Below are 16389 nucleotides of genomic sequence, written 5' to 3'. Positions count from 1 at the left end.
TATAACAGGTCAACAAATGAAAGACCGTTTCACCGGCTGACCAATAACGGCCTGGAGGTGTGCACTGGAGGCCTGTCGCCGGTGATTATACCTCATATGGTTCAGCCCATAACAACGGGCGTATACGCATGTAACTTTCTTCGCAGCTCTGCTTTAAGTAATTTTCCGGTAGCTGTGTGCGGCAGTTCATCGACGAAGATGACGTCATCCGGAATCCACCACTTCGGGACCTTTCCTTCGAAGAACGTCAGCATCTCCTCGCGAGTCACGGTCGCGCCGGCTTTCCGAACAAGCACCAGCAGCGGCCGCTCGTCCCATTTGGGGTGGGGGATGCCGATCACAGCCGCCTCCTCAACCGCAGGATGACCGGCGGCAGTGTTCTCCAGATCGATCGAGCTGATCCACTCGCCTCCCGACTTGATGACATCCTTGGACCGATCGGTGATGGTCATGTACCCTTGGGGATCGATCGTGCAGACGTCGCCGGTGTGAAACCAGCCGTCATGCGTGAGCGCGGTGGTTTCCTCGCTGCGAAAATATGCCTTTGCCGTCCAGGGTCCGCGTACCAGTAAGTCACCGAAGGCCACGCCGTCCCTTGGCTGCGTGACGCCTTCGTCATTGACGATCTTGAGATTGACACCGAAGACGGGCCGGCCCTGCTTTGAAATCAGACCATAGCGCTGCTCCTCAGGCAGATTTCCGTCGCCCGGACGCGCGGACGTGATTGTGCCGAGTGGACTCATTTCCGTCATTCCCCAGCCTTGTATGACCCGCACGCCATGTTCCTTGTCGAACCGCTCGATCATGGCGCGCGGTGGCGCGGCTCCGCCGATCAGGGTCCGCTGCAGCTTAGACAGGCGGTGGCCGTTCGCTTCGCAATGGCGAAGCAAGTCCAGCCAGATGGTCGGAACGCCGGCGGCGAAAGTAACCGCCTCGTCTTCGAACAGCTCAAAAAGGCTGGCTCCGTCCATCCTGGAGCCAGGAAGCACCAGCCTTGCTCCGACCATGGGAGCGGCATAGGGGATACCCCAGGCGTTGGCGTGGAACATGGGGACGACAGGCAGGACGATGTCATCGGCGGTGAAGCCCATGGCATTAGCGCCGTTGATGGCCCAGGCGTGCAGGATCGTTGAGCGGTGGCTGTAGAGAACGCCTTTCGGGTCTCCCGTCGTGCCTGAGGTGTAGCAGAGCGACGCGGCCGTTTTCTCGTCGAATTCGGGCCAGTCGAACGCAGCGTCCTCCTTGGCGATCAGATCCTCGTAGCACAGCAGGTTGGTCAGGCTGGTTGCGGCAGGCATATGCGCGCGGTCGGTCATCACGACGATCCCCCGCACGCCCGAAAGCTCGGCTTGGACCCCTTCGAGAATGGCGAGGAGGTTGAGGTCGACGAAGATAAACCGGTCATCGGCGTGGTTGATGATGTAGGCGATCTGCTCCGGAAAGAGACGCGGATTGAGCGTGTGGCAGATCGCCCCGCTGCCGGACACCGCGAAGTAGACTTCGAGATGTCGATATCCGTTCCACGCCAGCGTGCCGATCCGGTCCCCCGCAACGACGCCCAGCGACCCAAGCGCATTGGCAAGCTGGCGCGAGCGCCGTGCGGCTGCGGCATAGGTATAACGATGAATGGGGCCTTCGATAGACCGGGATACGATTTCATTGTCTCCATGATACTCGGCCGCATGTTCGATAATCTGCGAGATGAGCAATGGACGGTCCATCATCAGGCCCAGCATTCAATTCTCCATGCAATGTGTCGGGATCTGCGCTCAGAAACGAAAAGTGATCCCGACGCTCGTCAGAATGGGATCGATGTCGAGGCGCGTTCGCGCAGGCGCTCCCCCAAGCGAACCGGACGCATGCGTGGAGAAGGGGACATACCGGACGTCAGCGTTCAGCATCCACGATCGGTTGAGTTCGTACCGAACGCCCAATTGGCCGGCCGGCGCCCAGCTATCGTGGATGTCGAAATCGCTCAGAGCCCTGTCGCGCTTGTTGAAGAACAGGACACGGCCCACCCCGACCCCGACATAGGGGTGGAGCTTGCCTCGGCTGTTGAAATGATATTGAGCAGAAAGGACCGCCGGCCCGTAATGGACCTTGGCGAGTGTTCCGAGCGGTGCGACGGTGCCGGCGCCGTCGATCTCGGCAGGGGCCGGCACGCCCAGGAACAGATTGGCGGCGATGTTCGGCGTGAAGAAATAGCCGACGTCCACGGTCGCGGTGGTCGCGTTGCCAATTCGCACGTTGGAGCCGGGAAGAGGTTCGCCCGCCAGGGTGATGTTCGGGGCGTTCTCATCCACAAGGACCCGCGTCGCATTCACGGTGACAGCCCACCGCTTGAGTTCCGGCGAATCCTGCGCGGAAGCAGGCTGAGCCAGGCAGGCAAAAACAAACAGCGCTCCGACGAGCGGCAACGGCGATGTATGAGCAGTCTTGCGAATGATGGTCATGATAGTCTCCTCCCCTTATGATGACCCGCCAGGTTCAGGAAGGTGTCGGTAAATCGTCGGCGATATTCCGTCCGGAGGGCCGCTCTATCCAGCCCGGCTCCACTGCCTGGCGCTCGGCGACACGGCAGAGGATTGTTCGTCGTCCGCGCCCGCGATGAGCTTGGTCTTTCGGAGAATGAGCCCCGCGGCGCGTTCCGCGATCATCATCGTCGGCGCATTGGTGTTCCCGGCGACGAGCGTCGGCATGATCGAGGCATCGACGACACGAAGACCCTCCACCCCGCGGACGCGCAACGCCGGATCGACAACCGACTGCTGGTCCCTCCCCATCCGGCACGTGCCCACGGGGTGGTAGATGGTTTCCGCTCGGTGGCGGATGTCCGCTATGATGTCCGCTTCGCTCTCGATCGACGATCCGGGAACAAGCTCGCGTTTCGAAAAGGTCGCTATCGAAGGCGCCGACAGGATTTGCCGCCCGATCCTTACCGCCGAGACCATCGTCTCTATGTCTTCGGGAGCCGAGAGATAGGCGGGATCGATCAAGGGATCGTCGAGCGGATCGCGGCTCTTGAGCCCGATCCGTCCCCGGCTCTTCGGCAAAAGATCACAAACATGCAAGGTGTAGCCATAGCCGAAGGCGATCTGCCGCCCATGGTCCTTCAGCAGCGTCGGAAGGAAGTGGAACTGCAGGTTCGGCCGACTTTGCGAGGGCGAGCTTTTGACGAAGCCGCCGGCTTCGGCGACGTTGCTCGTCAGGAAGCCCTTCCCCTGGAAGATGTAGGACAAAGCCCCAGCCAGCGCCCGCGGGATGAAGGAGGGCGCGATGCCGATCGGCGTGCGATCATTCGCTTCGTGCATGATCGTGATGTCGAGATGGTCCTGCAGGTTCTTTCCGACTGCCGGAAGGTCGACGGCGACCGGAATGCCGAGCGCGTCCAGCTCGGCAGCGTCGCCGATGCCGGACAGCATCAGCAGTTGTGGTGAATTGATCGCGCCGCCTGAAAGAATGACCTCACCCCTCGTGCGCAGATCGGTGAGCTTGCCGCCCGACGTATAGGTCACTCCGACCGCCTTGCGCCCCTCGAGGATGATCCGCGTTGCCCGCGCTCCGGTGATGATTTGGAGGTTGGGCCGCCCTATTGCCCCTGATAGGAAGGCCCGCGCGGAACTCCAGCGCCGCCCCTTGCGCTGCGTGACCTGGTAGAAGCCGACACCGTCCTGCGTTTCGCCATTGAAATCGATGTTGCGCGGAAACTGCGCCTCTTGGCCGCCCTCCACGAAAGCTTCGCTCAGCCGGTTGACGGTCCTAAGGTCGCTGACGTGCAGCTCGCCATAGCCGCCATGGTGCGCGTCGCTTCCAAATCGCTCGTTGGCCTCCATGGCCTTGAACAGCGGAAGCACATTGTCGAAGGACCAGATCGGGTCCGCCGCCTCTCCCCAGGCGTCATAATCCTCGCGATGACCGCGGATATAGACCATCGCATTGATCGAGCTTGAGCCGCCGAGCGTCTTTCCGCGCGGCCAGAACAGCCGTCGGTTGCCGAGATGGGGCTGCGGCTGCGTTTCATAGGCCCAGTTGAGCGTCTTGCTCTTGGAAAGAAGCGCGATCCCGATGGGCATGTGGATCAGCGGACTGCGGTCGGGCGGTCCCGCCTCAAGCAGACAGACCTGTATCTCGGGGTTGGCCGACAAACGCTCTGCCAGCAGACAACCGGCGGACCCGCCCCCCACTATGATATAGTCAAACATCCATGTCTCCGATCGGTGGTGCCAGCACCACTCTCTTGTTGGGGCGGTCAGCCGAGAATGCGGACTGTGATATCGATCAATCGCTTCACGGCGGGCGTGTAGGGCGGGAACAGAAGTCGCAGGACGGAGAACCTGTCCCTCAACACCGCGCGTTCGTGCGAGAATGCCTTGAAGCCGTGGAAGCCATGCGCGCTTCCGATACCGCTGTTATTGACCCCTCCGAACGGTAGATTGGGATGGAGGAACTGGACGACATTCTGGTTGATGCAAACACCGCCGGAACTGGTCCGCGCGATGATCGCCTCCCAGGCAGCGGCGTCCTTGCTGAAGATATAAAGAGCGAGCGGCTTGGGGCCGGCGTTGATAGCTTCGATGACGCTATCGATATCGTCAAACTCGATCAGAGGCAGGACCGGCCCGAATATCTCCTCCCGCGAGATCGCCATTTGATGGGTGGTGCCCCCGATCAGGGTGGGTGCGATATATTTTTGCGCCGGATCTCGCGTGCCGCCTTCGAGAACCAGTGCGCCGTGCGAGGTTGCATCGTCGAGTAGTGCGCTGAGGCGGTCGAAATGCCGCGAATTTACGATCCGCCCATAATCCGGACTGCCTTTCTGATCGGTCTCGGCCTTCCCGTACACGCGCCGGATTTCGCGCCGGAGGGCATCGACCAGGTTCCGCGCCTGATCGCGCGCAACATAGATATGGTCGGGTGCGATGCAGGTCTGGCCATTGTTGGAGAACTTTCCCCAGACGATCTTGCGCGCTGCGTCGTCGATATCGGCTGTCGAATCGACGATCGTGGGGGATTTGCCGCCAAGTTCGAGTGTTACCGAGGTGAGGTGCTTCGCGGCGGCTGCCATCACGATCTTGCCGACCTGAGGACTGCCGGTGAAGAAGATATGGTCGAACGGCAGGTCCAGCAGTGCCTGCGATACCGATGCGTCGCCCTCGCACACCGCGACCTGCTCGGGCGGAAATGTCTCTTCAACGATCTGCCGGATGATGGCGGACGTCGCCGGCGTCAGCTCCGACGGTTTGATAATAGCGGTATTTCCCGCGGCCAAGGCCGACGCCAACGGTCCGAGGCTCAGATTGACGGGATAGTTCCACGGCGCGATGATCAGACACACGCCCCTGGGTTGGTAGCGCACCTGCGCGCTGGTGCCGAACATGCCGAGCGAACCCGGAACGCGGTGGGGTTTCGTCCAGGACCTCAGGTGCAGTTTGGCGTGTGATATTTCCTGATAGACCGGGAAGAGTTCGGTCAGCCGCACCTCTGGTTCCGGCTTCCTGAAATCAGAGGCAAGCGCGCTGATGATGTCACCTTCGCGTCGCTTGATCGTAATTTTCAGCCGCGTCAGGCTATCCAGCCGATCCCGCAAGCCGAACCGCGCTCTATCACGCTCGACCGCCTCGCGCTGGCAGGCGAAGAGAGCCTGGATCTGATTCGCGTCGAGACCGGGGTCGGAGCTGGCGCGCGGGAATGCTTGGACATTCATGGGGCTCTCCTCACAATGACATGGCTGTTGAAGTCGCACGGTGGCACCTGGCGCTCCGTCAGAAGTCTAGACGTTCATAATCTTCCTTGGTCGCGCCGCAGTCCGGGCAGTACCAATCCGCGGGCACATCGGCCCATCGCGTGCCGGGGGCGAGCCCCGTCGCCGGGTCGCCAAGCGCCTCGTCGTAGATGTGACCGCAGGTCACGCAGTGCCATTTCGCGAACGGCTCCGCGTCCGCGGGAAGGGCGACCGGCGCCGTAGCGATGCCACCTGTCCCCAGGGGAATGAAATCCGGCTTGTCGCGAACCGCGCAGTCGGGACATGCCCAACTGTCCGGAATTTCCGCCCAAGTCGTGTTGGGCGCGAAGCCCTCGTGCGGGTCTCCGGTCGCTTCGTCGTAGATATAGCCGCAATCAGGGCATTGGTATTGAGTCATCATGCTGCTTTCTTCTTGGCGCGGCGACGCAGCGATGCTGCCTGGAATGACGATACCGACCGGAGCGCCATGGAAGTCTCCCCGTTTCGAGGCGCGCCGTCGGATGTCCGACACTCCGAAGAGAGATTCAGACCGGACGGATCGCTCGGCCGCGCTGAAACCTAGTTGAGCGGACGCTGGGAAGCCCGGCGCGCCGAACCATATTTACGGCCGATCTGCTTCCTGCGCGCCGGATCGATCTGAATCTTGTCGATATCGCCATCGGCCCATTTCACGACGCGGGGATCCATGACCATCCGGAAGACCGGCGGGATCAGCGCCATGAAGAACATGCCCGGATAGCCGGTGGGCAGTTCCGGCAAGCCCTTGAAGTCACGGAGCGACTGGTAGCTGCGCGTCGGATGGGCGTGATGATCGGAATGCCTCTGCAGGTGGAACAGGATGAGGTTCGACGCGATGTGGTTGCTGTTCCACGAGTGGCGCGGCTGAGCGCGCTCGTACCGGCCGTCCGCCATCTTCTGGCGCAGCAGTCCATAATGCTCGATATAGTTGGCGCTGGTGAGCTGCCACCAGCCGAACGCCATCTGAATGGGCAGGAACACCAGCAACTTCGGATTCGGGCCGAAAGCCAGCAGGAGCGCGGCGTAAACGACCAGGGTGATCAGCAGCGGGGGAATGATCTCGTTGTCTAGGCTCCAGACACTCTTGCCGACACGTTCCAGCCGCACTTTCTCAAGATTCCACGCGCGCAGGAACGCGCCGGGAATTTCGCGCAGCGAGAACTTGTAGATGTTCTCACCCATGCGGGAGGTGGCGGGGTCCTCCGGGGTCGCCACGTCGCGATGATGACCCTTGTTGTGCTCGATGAAGAAGTGGCCATAGCCGACGACGGCCAGGACGATCTTGGCCATCCAGCGATCGAAGGGCTCCTTCTTGTGGCCGAGTTCGTGGCCGGTATTCAGCGCCAGCCCGTTGACGATGCCCAGCGAGAAAGCGAGAGCCACTACCCCCCACCACGCGATCGGCTGCGTCGCGATCCACCATGCACAGCCGACCAGCGAGGCATAGTGCACCGGAACGGTCAGCCAGGTGAGAACCCGGTAATACCTATCCGCCTCCAGGCGGGCCACTGCCGTTTCGGGGGGATTGTTCGGGTCCTTGCCGAACAGGACGTCGAAAGCCGGGATGACGCCGTACCAGACGAACAGCGTGAAGGCATAGAAGATGCTCCATCCCGTCAGGTGGACGAGATAAAGCCCGATGAGTGGTGCTGCCGGCCAAACGACCGACAATACCCATAGGTAGCGCTTCCTGTCGACATAGCGATCAGGCGTGCCATCACCCGGAAGGCTTCTAGCGATGGTGCTCATAGACATATCCTCTCGATGCGTGACGCACTTCCTGCGTCCTTAACTTTGGGCACATCGGGCCGCACTTTTCAGTCTTGGCCGCCCCGCGTCCCGGAGCAACCCAACTAAAGTGTGGTTTTGGATCGATCCGAATTTTGTATCGAATGAGCCTGAAGGCCAGGCTGGTCGCCTGTCGGTTAAACTACAGCGTTTCAGGAGAGAGAGCTTTCATGGGCAGAGCCGATGCACATGTCGTCATTCTGGGAGCGGGCCATGCGGGCGGAACCGCAGCAGCCCTCCTTCGCCAGTACGGATTCGAGGGCGCGATAACGCTCGTTGGCGAGGAATCCATCCCGCCCTACCATCGTCCGCCGCTTTCCAAGGCCTCGCTCAGAGCCGCATCGGGTGCAGCTCCGACGCTCCTGAAACCAACCGAATTCTACGAAACAGCCGGGGTACGACTCCGCCTGGGCATCCGCGCGGACAAGCTGGAGCGCCAGTCCAGGACGGTGACGCTCTCGACCGGCGAGGATCTGCAATACGACCATCTGGTTATCGCGACGGGCGCTCGCCCGATCAGGCTGCGGGTCGCAGGATCGGATCTGGACGGGGTGCTGGAATTAAGGACGGCGGGCGATGCCGAGCGGCTCAAAAAGGCCCTGAAGGCTGGCCAGCGCCTTGCTATAGTCGGCGGCGGCTATATCGGCCTGGAGGTGGCCGCATCCGCGCGAGCGCTCGGCGCGGACGTAACGGTGATCGAGCGCGAGCTGCGGCTGCTTGCCCGCGTAGCCTGTCGGGAGCTTTCCACCTTCTTCCACGACTGCCATGCGAGGCAAGGCGTCAACTTCGAGTTGGGTGCCACCGTGTCCGGGTTCGAGGGACAGGGTGGACACATAACCGGTGTGCACCTCGACGACGGTCGAACGATCGCTTGCGATGCCGCCCTTGTCGGCGTCGGCGCCGTCCCCAATGATGAAATCGCCCGGGATGCGGGGCTGGACACAGCCTCCGGCATCCTCGTCGATCTGGAAGCCCGCACGTCCGATCCGGCCATCTTCGCCATCGGTGACGTCGCCCGCCGACCAATCCCCCTTTATGCCCACGTGGCTCGTCTCGAGAGTGTGCCCAATGCGCTCGAACAGGCGAAACAGGCCGTCGGGGCCATTGTCGGCCGTCCCGCGCCGGTCCACGAGGTTCCGTGGCAGTGGTCCGACCAATATGACGTGAAGCTGCAGATCGCCGGCCAGGCGATCGATGTCGACCGCGTCCTGCGGCGCGGCGGCCCCTCTCCCGAGAGTTTCGCGATCTTCCATTTGAAGGGCGATCGGATCCAGTGCGTCGAGGCGATCAATTCGCCACAGGATTTCCTGGTTGGCAAGCAGTTCATCGGCGTGCGCGCGAGTATCGACCCCGACAAGCTGAGCGACGCCGCGATCCCCTTGAAGGAGGCCGTGATCTGATTCGTCCTGTTCGCCGGTCGACGGGAGCCGCAGATGCAGGGCGATCACATGTGATAGGAGCCTGGTTGTACCGCTGAGAAGCCGCCGGAGAACATGGCGGACCAAAGCAAGAGAGGAAGTCTGGAGATCATGGATGCTGTCAGCGAGCGGGTAGCGTTACTGGCGTCCGGATGCCTTGCGCGTCCGCGCCTCTTCATGGCCGATGAGGCGAGGCGCTGCCACCTCCTTCGCGCGCCCCCCGGCTATGGAAAGAGCGTTGCGATGGCCCAGATCTGGGAAGACCGCCGACAAGCCGGTGCCGTTGCAGCCTGGGCGTCGGCCAGGGAATGCGAATATGATTCCCGCCTGCTTACAGAGCGCATTCACGCCCAGATACTCGCAGCCGGCAGCGCCAGCGGCAAGGATGCCCCAACGCTGCTGGACACCGTCCCCCGAACGCTCCAGGGTCTCGCCGGCTGGCTACGAGAATCCACCGCGCGATCTAGCTCGGGTATCCTTCTCTGTCTTGACGACATTGGCTTCCATCCCGACCTCGCGGATGAGATCGAGGATTTCATGCTGGCTGCGCCGGCCGATGTCGAGATCGTGGCGGCAACGACCGCGGGCATCGGCTTTGCACGCATCGCCGCCCGGCGACAACTACGGGAAGTTCGAGCTGATGCGCTCGCGTTCACCTTCGATGAAGCAAAGGCGGTCGCGCGGGGGGAGCCTGGAACTCTCATCCCGGAACCGGACGTCCATACGCTCTGGAAACGCACGCAAGGTTGGGGGGAACCGCTATGCATCTTGTTGCAGGCCGCATCCACGGATGAAGCGACTGTCGGGCGTCTGGTCGTCGAGCGCGTCACCGGCCGGGATAGCGATCTGGATCGATATTTTCGCAGCGCCATATTGGCTAGTCTCCCGAGTGAGGTACGGGAGTTCTGCATTCGCGCCTCGATCCTGGGGCCGATCTCCGCCGACTATTTTAACCATGTGTTCGGCAGGAGTGATGGGGCCTACGTCATTGAAAAGCTGTCCGCTGAGCGCATGCTGCTCACCCCACTGGATAGAGCACAATCAGGTTATGAGTTTCACCCGCTGCTGCGCGAGTTTCTCGAGCACAGGTTTGCGGTAGAGCATCACGGTCCCAGGCCGGAACTGTTCGCCCGAGCTGCTCAATGGCAGAGGGAAAGCGGCCATAGCCGCGAAAGTATCAGCCTCTATCTGCGCGCCGGCGACAGGGATGCTGCAGCCGAAGTCGCGTCAACGAGCATGATGGACATCGCGCTGCGCCAGGGCGAGGTGGATCAGATCCAGCTATGGCGGCGCAGCTTCTCCGAGGCGGTCTCTGCCCCGACGATCATTCTCGGGTTGGTCTGGGCGCAGATTTTCAGTCACGACCAGAAGCACGCGGCCGCGTTGCTGTCGGAACTGCGCGCCGTCAGCGTCGGCCTTTCCGACGAAGCGGCCAGGCGGCAGATGGAATGGTGGTGCGATCTCATCGCCGCGATCGGCGAGGCGACCGCCGACAATCTGGAGGAAAGCAGGCGGCAATGCGAGTTATGGCTGAAGCTCCATGACGAGGCTGATCTCGTCTGCCGGGGCGCGATCCTCACATGCCTTTGCTTTATCGCGGCCAGCGAACGCCGGCCTGACGATCTCGCGAAACTGAGCGCTGAAGCCTCGTCGGTCAATACTGTCGCCAACCATCGCTACGCTCTCGGCTGGCTTCACAGCACCATGATCTTCAGCGAAATATCGAGGGGCAATATGCAGGCCGGCACCGACCTGCTTCGACGCGCGCGAAATGACGACAATGCCCAGATCAACGCCACGCCGTTCTCCGCCAATCTCCTTGATATGCTGGAACTCGAGCTACGATACGAGGCAAACCAGCTCGACGGGATCGCCGCGCGCGTCGATGACGTTCTGGATTTCGTGCGTCAGCACGGCGTGGTCGATTTCGTCTTTTCGGCCTTTCGGACCGCGGCAGCCATCGCCCATCGCGACGGCGACCGAAAGGGCGCCATCGAACTTTTTCAGGAAGTTCGCGTGATCGCCAGGGAATGCGCCTTTCCGCGGCTTGATGCGCTCGCGCGTCTTGCACTGGCGGATCTACTGGTCCTGGACGACGCGGGCGAGGCAAACGCTGTCTTGCCGGCGCAAAGCGAGCCCGTCTTCCAGACAACGCATGGCCCGTATCTGCGGGCGCTCAAGTCGCTGACCGAAGCTCGTATCGCATCGCGGCAGGCAAAATATCATCTGTGTGGCCGGCTTGCGAACGCCGCGCTGGATCATGCGCGCCGCAGCCAATCAAGCAGGCTGGAAATCTCGGCTCTGCTGTGTCTTGCCGGCGCCAACGCAGCAACGGAAAGGTCGGCGGCCGCCGAGCAACGCGTCGCGGACGCGGTTGATATCGCTGCGCGAAGCGGATGTTATCGCACGTTGCTCGATGAGCGTCAGTATCTGGAGGTGTTGGGGCCGGTATCGCTCCCGCTGCTCGATCTCATGCCAGATGAGCGAGAATTTGGTGGACGCGGCATCGCGCCGGGCGACCGTCCTTCCTACGCACCGATAGCCACCGACACCGTTCTTCTTACGAGAAAGGAACTCGCAATTCTGCACAGGATAAAGGAAGGACTGTCAAATCGCGATATCGCGGCCAGGCACCGCATTAGCGAAGATACCGTCAAATGGCACGTTCATAACATATTCTCCAAGTTGGAAGTCAGAAGCCGTGTCCAAGCGATTTTGAGGGCTGAGGATATGAGAATTTTAGAATAAGCCATATCTGTTCGGTCGATTATGGAAGACACGAATCGACTGCACCTTCACGCCACTTCTTACATTGCAGAATTTTATAGCGATCGAAACGTAGTGGATCGCCTGACAAACATCGTTTGTCGATCAATGCCGGCGCAAGAATTTGATTTCCCCGCGCAGACAAGTTCCGAGTGATTCTAAATAAGAGGACCCCGCAAGGGGGATTGACCGTGTCGTTCAGCATCCGACAGCTCCGCTTTGCACTTGCCGCAGCCGACCATAGCAGCCTTCATCGGGCCGCGCGGGCGCTCGGGGTGGAGGAGTCGACTCTGAGCCGCAACATCCTTCGGCTAGAGCGCGTAATCGGAGTGAAGCTGTTCATCCGCTCGCGCACCGGCGTGACGACCACGGTCGCCGGCCGCCAGTTCATGCCGCAGGCTCGCCATCTCGTCGCCAACTCCGACCGGCTGGTGGAGACGATGCGGCTCGCCGGCCAAGGGCGTGCCGGCGGGCTCGCGGTCGGCTTCAACGGCCCGATCTCCGCCGGGAACCTGCGGGCGACGCTGTTCGCCTGGCGGGACAGCAATCCCCAAGTGGATATTGAGGGCATCGAGGCCGAACGGCTGGCGCTGCTGGCGGGACTCGATGCCGGCGCCGTCGACCTCGCCATCATCCCCGGCGAGGCGAGCTATCAGGGCCTACGCCGCGCTGCGTTCTGGAGCGAGCGCCTCTTGGTCGCTCTGCCGGCTTCCCACCGCCTCGCGGAGCAGGAGAGTGTGAATTGGACAGACCTGCGCGACGAGACCTTTCTGCTCACGGTCGAAGATCCCGGCCCGGAGCTGCGCGACTTGGTGCTGGGCCATCTCGCCGCCTTCGGTATGAGCCCCAGAATCAGGATGCGTTGCGTCAGCCGCGAATGGATCATGAGCGTGCTAGGCGGCGGCATCGGTGTCACCATTACCTACGAGGGCGCATCGGGTGCCCAATATCCCGACGTCGTACTGCGCGAGGTTCACGATGCGCACGGCCGGACGCTGATCGGTTATTCGGCTTATTGGCGCAAAGCGAGCGACAATCCGGCGCTGAGGCGCTTCCTCACCTTTGTGCGCAATCGATATTCGCTGGCGTTCGAGATCGACTGATGGAAAGACCTTGTCGCTTTGTCTCCGATTTATTTTGACGAAGGAGAGGAACGATGAAGTTGAACGTCGTTATTATTTCATCATGGCGCTGATCGTTGGGTTCGGCGCGGGATTTGCGCTGCGGCCGGTGCTCGCGCCGATGGCCGCGCCCGCGACTGTTGCCGACACTGGGAGGATCGCGGCGACGAGCAGCGCCGGTGCGCGCAGCCAGCAGTATTTCGCCGCGCATATCGAGGAAGCTCGCCAGGTGGTGGCGGGATGTCAGTCCGGCTCGGTGCGCGGCGACGAGTGCTTCAACGCGGGCCAAGCCGTCATCGAGGCGGACGGCAGGGCGCGGTTCAACAAGTTCTTCGGTCACTGAGGAACCGGCCGGTTGGCCTGTCAGTCCACCCGCGTGCGTCGATGCCGCGCAAAGGCGCGGTCGGTCGCCATGAACCGGGCCAGCATCGGGGCAACGAGCTTCTCGGGCGGCATCGGCGGCTGTCCGGTCTCGGCCGCGAGCGCCGCCGCATAGGCGACGAGATCGCGGTGAAGCGCGGCGGGCAACTCCACCGTCAGCTTCACCGGCTTGTCGTCGGCGATCGGCCCCAGCCTGAGTTTGGCGGTCATTGGCCGCCTCCAGCGGGAGCCAATACAAGGTCGCGCGTCACGATCACACGGACCGGGAAACCGGGACGGATGGTGAGTGTGGGCTGGATGTTCAGCTCGTGCTCGACGACCTGCTGTCCGGCCTGGCTGAATCCGTTGGCGGCGCCGGCCCGGAGCGCCTGCGCCAGATTGTTCTCGCTCTGGCTGGTGCCGGCCTCGCTGCCGACGCTGAGCATAGTCGAGAGGAGCGCGGCCTTGAACAGCTTGCCCCAATGGTTGTTCACGCCATCCTCAAGCCCGGCATAGCCTGCGGCATCGGCGCCCGGCTGGCGCTCGAGCGCGATCGAACGGCCATCGGGAAAGATCAGCCTATCCCAAGCGAGCAACACGCGGCTCTGCCCGAACGAGACCGAGGAATCATAGGCACCGATCAACTTCGCGCCTTGCGGGATGAGCAGGATGCGCCCGGTGGGGCTGTCATAGATATTCTGCGTCACCTGGGCGGTGATCTGGCCGGGAAGATCGGAGCGGAGGCCGGTGATGAGCGCGGCCGCGATTACGCTGCCGGCCTGGACCACATAAGGCGACGGCGGCGCAGCCAGCCGCTCGGCGCTGACGGCGCGGCGGTCGCTATCGTCCTTGAGGAAGGCGCGCTTGGCCGCCTGACCGTTGGGGCTGGCGTCCTCGGACTGCGTGGCGGGCGTGGCGGCGGACACTGCACCTGTGGCCTGATCCGCGAGGGCGAGCGCGGGAGCCGAGGCCGGCGCGGGCTCGCCGCCGAGGAACAGCTTGCTGGTGCGCGCGGCGTCGCGCTCCTGAAGGACGCGCTGGCGCGCCTCGATGGCGGCATTCGCCTGCGCACCCTGACCGGGCGGGACCGTGCCCGGCGTCCCCAGCGCGGCCTCGCGGCGCTGCTCGGCAGACAGGATCGGCGGCCCGAGATCGCCGGGCAGCGCGGGGCCGAGCTTCGGGACATGCCCGTAATCCTTTGGCGCGGTGGCGATGACATCGGCGGTTGGCCGGTTCTCGGTGCTGTATAGCTCCTTGGCCTGGTGCTGTCCGGCCGGGCGCAGCGCGTAGATCAGCGAGCCGCCGATACCGAGGCCGGCGACCACGCCGACCGCCGCCAGCGCCTTTCGCGACAGCCGCATCACGCGCGGCGGGCTCCCGCGCAGCCGGAAGGCTTCGGATGGCGCCCCGGCAGCGGCCGGCGCCGCCGCGCTCGCCGGGGTCTCCGGCGTGGCCGGGCCTTGCTCGGCCCCGCTCATGACCGCCCCCGGCGCGTGCCGTCGGTGCGGGTGACGCGCACCTTCTGCTGGGACTTCTTGTCGCCCATGCGCAGTTCGGCAACGCCGAACAGCCGGTCCACCACCATGTAGCGGCCCTGGACGCGGTAGTTCACCAGCTCGCCGCCACCGGCCGGCCCAACCACGAACAGCGGCGGCATCTCGCCCTGCGCGATCCCGGCCGGAAACTCGATGAACACCTGTCGGCCGTCGTCGAAGGCGCGCAGCGGCTTCCACGGCGCATTGTCGCCGTCGATCGCATAGCGGAAGTTCAGCGCGGCGATGTCCACGCCGGCCGCCACCGGCGCGGCGCTGGCGGCCGCCGCATTGTCGCGCCGGAGCGCGATCAACCTGTCCTGCGGATAGGTCCACGAGACCGAGGCCATATAGGTCGCGGCTGTCGCGCGCAGTTCGAGGTGATAGGTGCGCCTGTCGGTGTTGATGACGAGGTTCGTGGTCAGGTCGGGGCGCGTGGGCTTCGCGAGGATATGGACGCGCTTCGTCGCGCCCGATCCGCTCTCGGTGTCGCCGATGACCCAGCGCACCGTGTCGCCGGCCGCGACGGGACCGGAGCCGGCGAGCTGCTCGCCCTCCTCCAGCGCGATGTCCGTCACCTCGCCCGGCGCGGTATAGACCTGATAGAGCGCGCCATCGGCATAGGGATATTGCTGGATGGCGTTGAGGAAGCCATCCTTGACCGGCTGCACGCGGGCGGCGGCATTGGCGACGCCGACGCGCTCCTTCGGATCGGCCGGCTCGGGAACGCGCGGCCCGGCCGTTACCGGCTTCAACTGACCCGGCAAGGGCAGCGGCTGCGGGATCGCCACCACCTCGACGGGCTTGGCCGGTTCGGGCTCGGACACGGCCTGAATGGCGGGCGTGGCATCATCATAGGAGATGGCGGGCGGTTTGGCGCCGGCGCCGGCGCAGCCGGCGAGCGCGGAGGCGGAGAGCAGCAGGACCGGGAGCGTAGCCCGGCGTGCATCAGGATGCGTCATCGGACAGCTCCTTCGACCAGTTGATGGCGTTGACGTAGATCCCGAGCGGATTCTTGCGGAGCGCGTCGGGGGTGGCGGGGGTCTGGATCACGATCGTCAGGATCGCCGACCAGCGCGTGGTGGAAGCGAGGCTCCCGTCCTGATAGTGCCGCTCGATCCAGGCAACGCGGAAGCTGTCGGGCGAGGCCCGGATCACGCTGGAGATGTCCACCGCGACCTGCACCTTGCCGATGCTGGCGAACGGGTCGTTGGATCGCGCATAGTCGTTGAGCGCGACCGCGCCCTTGTCGGTGGTGAAGTCATAGGCGCGAAGCCAGTTCTGGCGGACGACGATCGGATCGGCGGCGATGCCGCGCACCTCTTCGATGAAGCGCGCCAGATGGAATGCGATCTGGGGATCGGTCGGCTGATAGCCGTAATCGGCGGGGGCGATGGCCTGCGCCTGGCCGAGCCGATCGACCTGCACGACCCACGGCACGATCGAGCCGCTCGCCGACTCCCATACAAGGCCGGCGGCAAGCCCGCCCGACAGCGCCAGCGAAGCGAGGCAGGCGAGCCGCCAGTTCTTCGCCTGCACGCGGGCCGAGCCGATGCGGTCGTCCCAGACCTGCGCGGCACGCTGGTAGGGCGTCTCGGGCTCGGGCGTCTGCCCGTAGCGGATGGAGGGGCGTCGGAACATGC

General features: G+C 63.5%; 14 protein-coding genes. 4 read left to right on the top strand and 10 right to left on the bottom strand.

Annotation, left to right across the window (positions count from 1 at the left end; translation table 11 throughout):
• Positions 1–101 precede the first annotated feature (101 nt).
• The 6 genes from GGR89_RS07300 to GGR89_RS07275 form a co-directional block, all read right to left on the bottom strand.
• Entirely contained in the window at positions 102–1736 is a 1635-nt protein-coding gene (locus GGR89_RS07300; protein WP_167712851.1) for a 3-(methylthio)propionyl-CoA ligase, read from the bottom strand.
• Between the two features lie 33 nt (positions 1737–1769).
• Positions 1770–2453, bottom strand: coding sequence for an OmpW/AlkL family protein (locus tag GGR89_RS07295; protein WP_167712849.1), 684 nt, complete (start codon positions 2451–2453; stop codon positions 1770–1772).
• An 84-nt stretch (positions 2454–2537) separates the two neighbouring features.
• Positions 2538–4202 (bottom strand): GMC family oxidoreductase, encoded by a 1665-nt coding sequence (locus tag GGR89_RS07290; RefSeq protein ID WP_167712847.1) that lies wholly within the window; start codon positions 4200–4202, stop codon positions 2538–2540.
• A gap of 47 nt (positions 4203–4249) precedes the next feature.
• Positions 4250–5704: an aldehyde dehydrogenase family protein gene (locus GGR89_RS07285; protein ID WP_167712845.1), complete on the bottom strand. Its 1455-nt coding sequence runs from the start codon at positions 5702–5704 to the stop codon at positions 4250–4252.
• Positions 5705–5762: 58 nt separating this feature from the next.
• Complete coding sequence (locus GGR89_RS22885; RefSeq protein WP_425338745.1) at positions 5763–6143, bottom strand: rubredoxin; 381 nt, start codon at positions 6141–6143, stop codon at positions 5763–5765.
• A 158-nt stretch (positions 6144–6301) separates the two neighbouring features.
• Complete coding sequence (locus GGR89_RS07275; RefSeq protein ID WP_167712843.1) at positions 6302–7510, bottom strand: alkane 1-monooxygenase; 1209 nt, start codon at positions 7508–7510, stop codon at positions 6302–6304.
• Between the two features lie 143 nt (positions 7511–7653).
• Here GGR89_RS07275 and GGR89_RS07270 point away from each other — a divergent pair, with 143 nt between their 5' ends.
• The 4 genes from GGR89_RS07270 (at position 7654) to GGR89_RS07255 (ending at position 13197) form a co-directional block, all read left to right on the top strand.
• Entirely contained in the window at positions 7654–8949 is a 1296-nt protein-coding gene (locus GGR89_RS07270) for an NAD(P)/FAD-dependent oxidoreductase (protein ID WP_209092157.1), read from the top strand.
• A gap of 261 nt (positions 8950–9210) precedes the next feature.
• A complete protein-coding gene (locus tag GGR89_RS07265) occupies positions 9211–11715 on the top strand; it encodes a helix-turn-helix transcriptional regulator (protein ID WP_209092156.1) in 2505 nt (834 codons plus the stop codon).
• A 209-nt stretch (positions 11716–11924) separates the two neighbouring features.
• Positions 11925–12836, top strand: coding sequence for a LysR substrate-binding domain-containing protein (locus tag GGR89_RS07260; protein ID WP_167712839.1), 912 nt, complete (start codon positions 11925–11927; stop codon positions 12834–12836).
• Positions 12837–12918: 82 nt separating this feature from the next.
• Positions 12919–13197 (top strand): hypothetical protein, encoded by a 279-nt coding sequence (locus GGR89_RS07255; protein WP_167712837.1) that lies wholly within the window; start codon positions 12919–12921, stop codon positions 13195–13197.
• A gap of 20 nt (positions 13198–13217) precedes the next feature.
• Here GGR89_RS07255 and GGR89_RS07250 read toward each other — a convergent pair whose 3' ends face one another.
• Genes GGR89_RS07250 through trbF form a run of 4 tightly spaced genes read right to left on the bottom strand, consistent with a single transcriptional unit; the run spans position 13218 to position 16387 of the window.
• A complete protein-coding gene (locus tag GGR89_RS07250; RefSeq protein ID WP_167712835.1) occupies positions 13218–13445 on the bottom strand; it encodes a DUF2274 domain-containing protein in 228 nt (75 codons plus the stop codon).
• Complete coding sequence (locus GGR89_RS07245; RefSeq protein ID WP_167712833.1) at positions 13442–14692, bottom strand: TraB/TrbI/VirB10 family type IV secretion system protein; 1251 nt, start codon at positions 14690–14692, stop codon at positions 13442–13444. The genes GGR89_RS07250 and GGR89_RS07245 overlap by 4 nt, the downstream gene beginning before the upstream one ends.
• Entirely contained in the window at positions 14689–15708 is a 1020-nt protein-coding gene (gene trbG, locus GGR89_RS07240) for a P-type conjugative transfer protein TrbG (RefSeq protein WP_167712831.1), read from the bottom strand. Before trbG ends, GGR89_RS07245 begins: the two co-directional genes overlap by 4 nt.
• Positions 15695–16387 carry a conjugal transfer protein TrbF gene (gene trbF / locus GGR89_RS07235; protein WP_167712829.1) on the bottom strand — a complete coding sequence of 231 codons (693 nt, stop codon included), beginning with the start codon at positions 16385–16387 and terminating at the stop codon, positions 15695–15697. The genes trbG and trbF overlap by 14 nt, the downstream gene beginning before the upstream one ends.
• Positions 16388–16389 lie beyond the last annotated feature (2 nt).

Source organism: Sphingomonas trueperi (assembly GCF_011927635.1).
Taxonomy (GTDB): Bacteria; Pseudomonadota; Alphaproteobacteria; order Sphingomonadales; family Sphingomonadaceae; genus Sphingomonas; species Sphingomonas trueperi.
The sequence above is the reverse complement of the archived record's forward strand: the minus strand, read 5'-3'. Positions and strand labels throughout refer to the sequence as shown.

Coding starts and splice junctions, on each gene's coding strand:
- GGR89_RS07300 (WP_167712851.1), bottom strand. CDS start 1,736: ATGCTGGGCCTGATGATGGACCGTCCATTGCTCATCTCGCAGATTATC.
- GGR89_RS07295 (WP_167712849.1), bottom strand. CDS start 2,453: ATGACCATCATTCGCAAGACTGCTCATACATCGCCGTTGCCGCTCGTC.
- GGR89_RS07290 (WP_167712847.1), bottom strand. CDS start 4,202: ATGTTTGACTATATCATAGTGGGGGGCGGGTCCGCCGGTTGTCTGCTG.
- GGR89_RS07285 (WP_167712845.1), bottom strand. CDS start 5,704: ATGAATGTCCAAGCATTCCCGCGCGCCAGCTCCGACCCCGGTCTCGAC.
- GGR89_RS22885 (WP_425338745.1), bottom strand. CDS start 6,143: ATGATGACTCAATACCAATGCCCTGATTGCGGCTATATCTACGACGAA.
- GGR89_RS07275 (WP_167712843.1), bottom strand. CDS start 7,510: ATGAGCACCATCGCTAGAAGCCTTCCGGGTGATGGCACGCCTGATCGC.
- GGR89_RS07270 (WP_209092157.1), top strand. CDS start 7,654: ATGAGCCTGAAGGCCAGGCTGGTCGCCTGTCGGTTAAACTACAGCGTT.
- GGR89_RS07265 (WP_209092156.1), top strand. CDS start 9,211: ATGGCCCAGATCTGGGAAGACCGCCGACAAGCCGGTGCCGTTGCAGCC.
- GGR89_RS07255 (WP_167712837.1), top strand. CDS start 12,919: ATGGCGCTGATCGTTGGGTTCGGCGCGGGATTTGCGCTGCGGCCGGTG.
- GGR89_RS07250 (WP_167712835.1), bottom strand. CDS start 13,445: ATGACCGCCAAACTCAGGCTGGGGCCGATCGCCGACGACAAGCCGGTG.
- GGR89_RS07245 (WP_167712833.1), bottom strand. CDS start 14,692: ATGAGCGGGGCCGAGCAAGGCCCGGCCACGCCGGAGACCCCGGCGAGC.
- trbG (WP_167712831.1), bottom strand. CDS start 15,708: ATGACGCATCCTGATGCACGCCGGGCTACGCTCCCGGTCCTGCTGCTC.
- trbF (WP_167712829.1), bottom strand. CDS start 16,387: ATGTTCCGACGCCCCTCCATCCGCTACGGGCAGACGCCCGAGCCCGAG.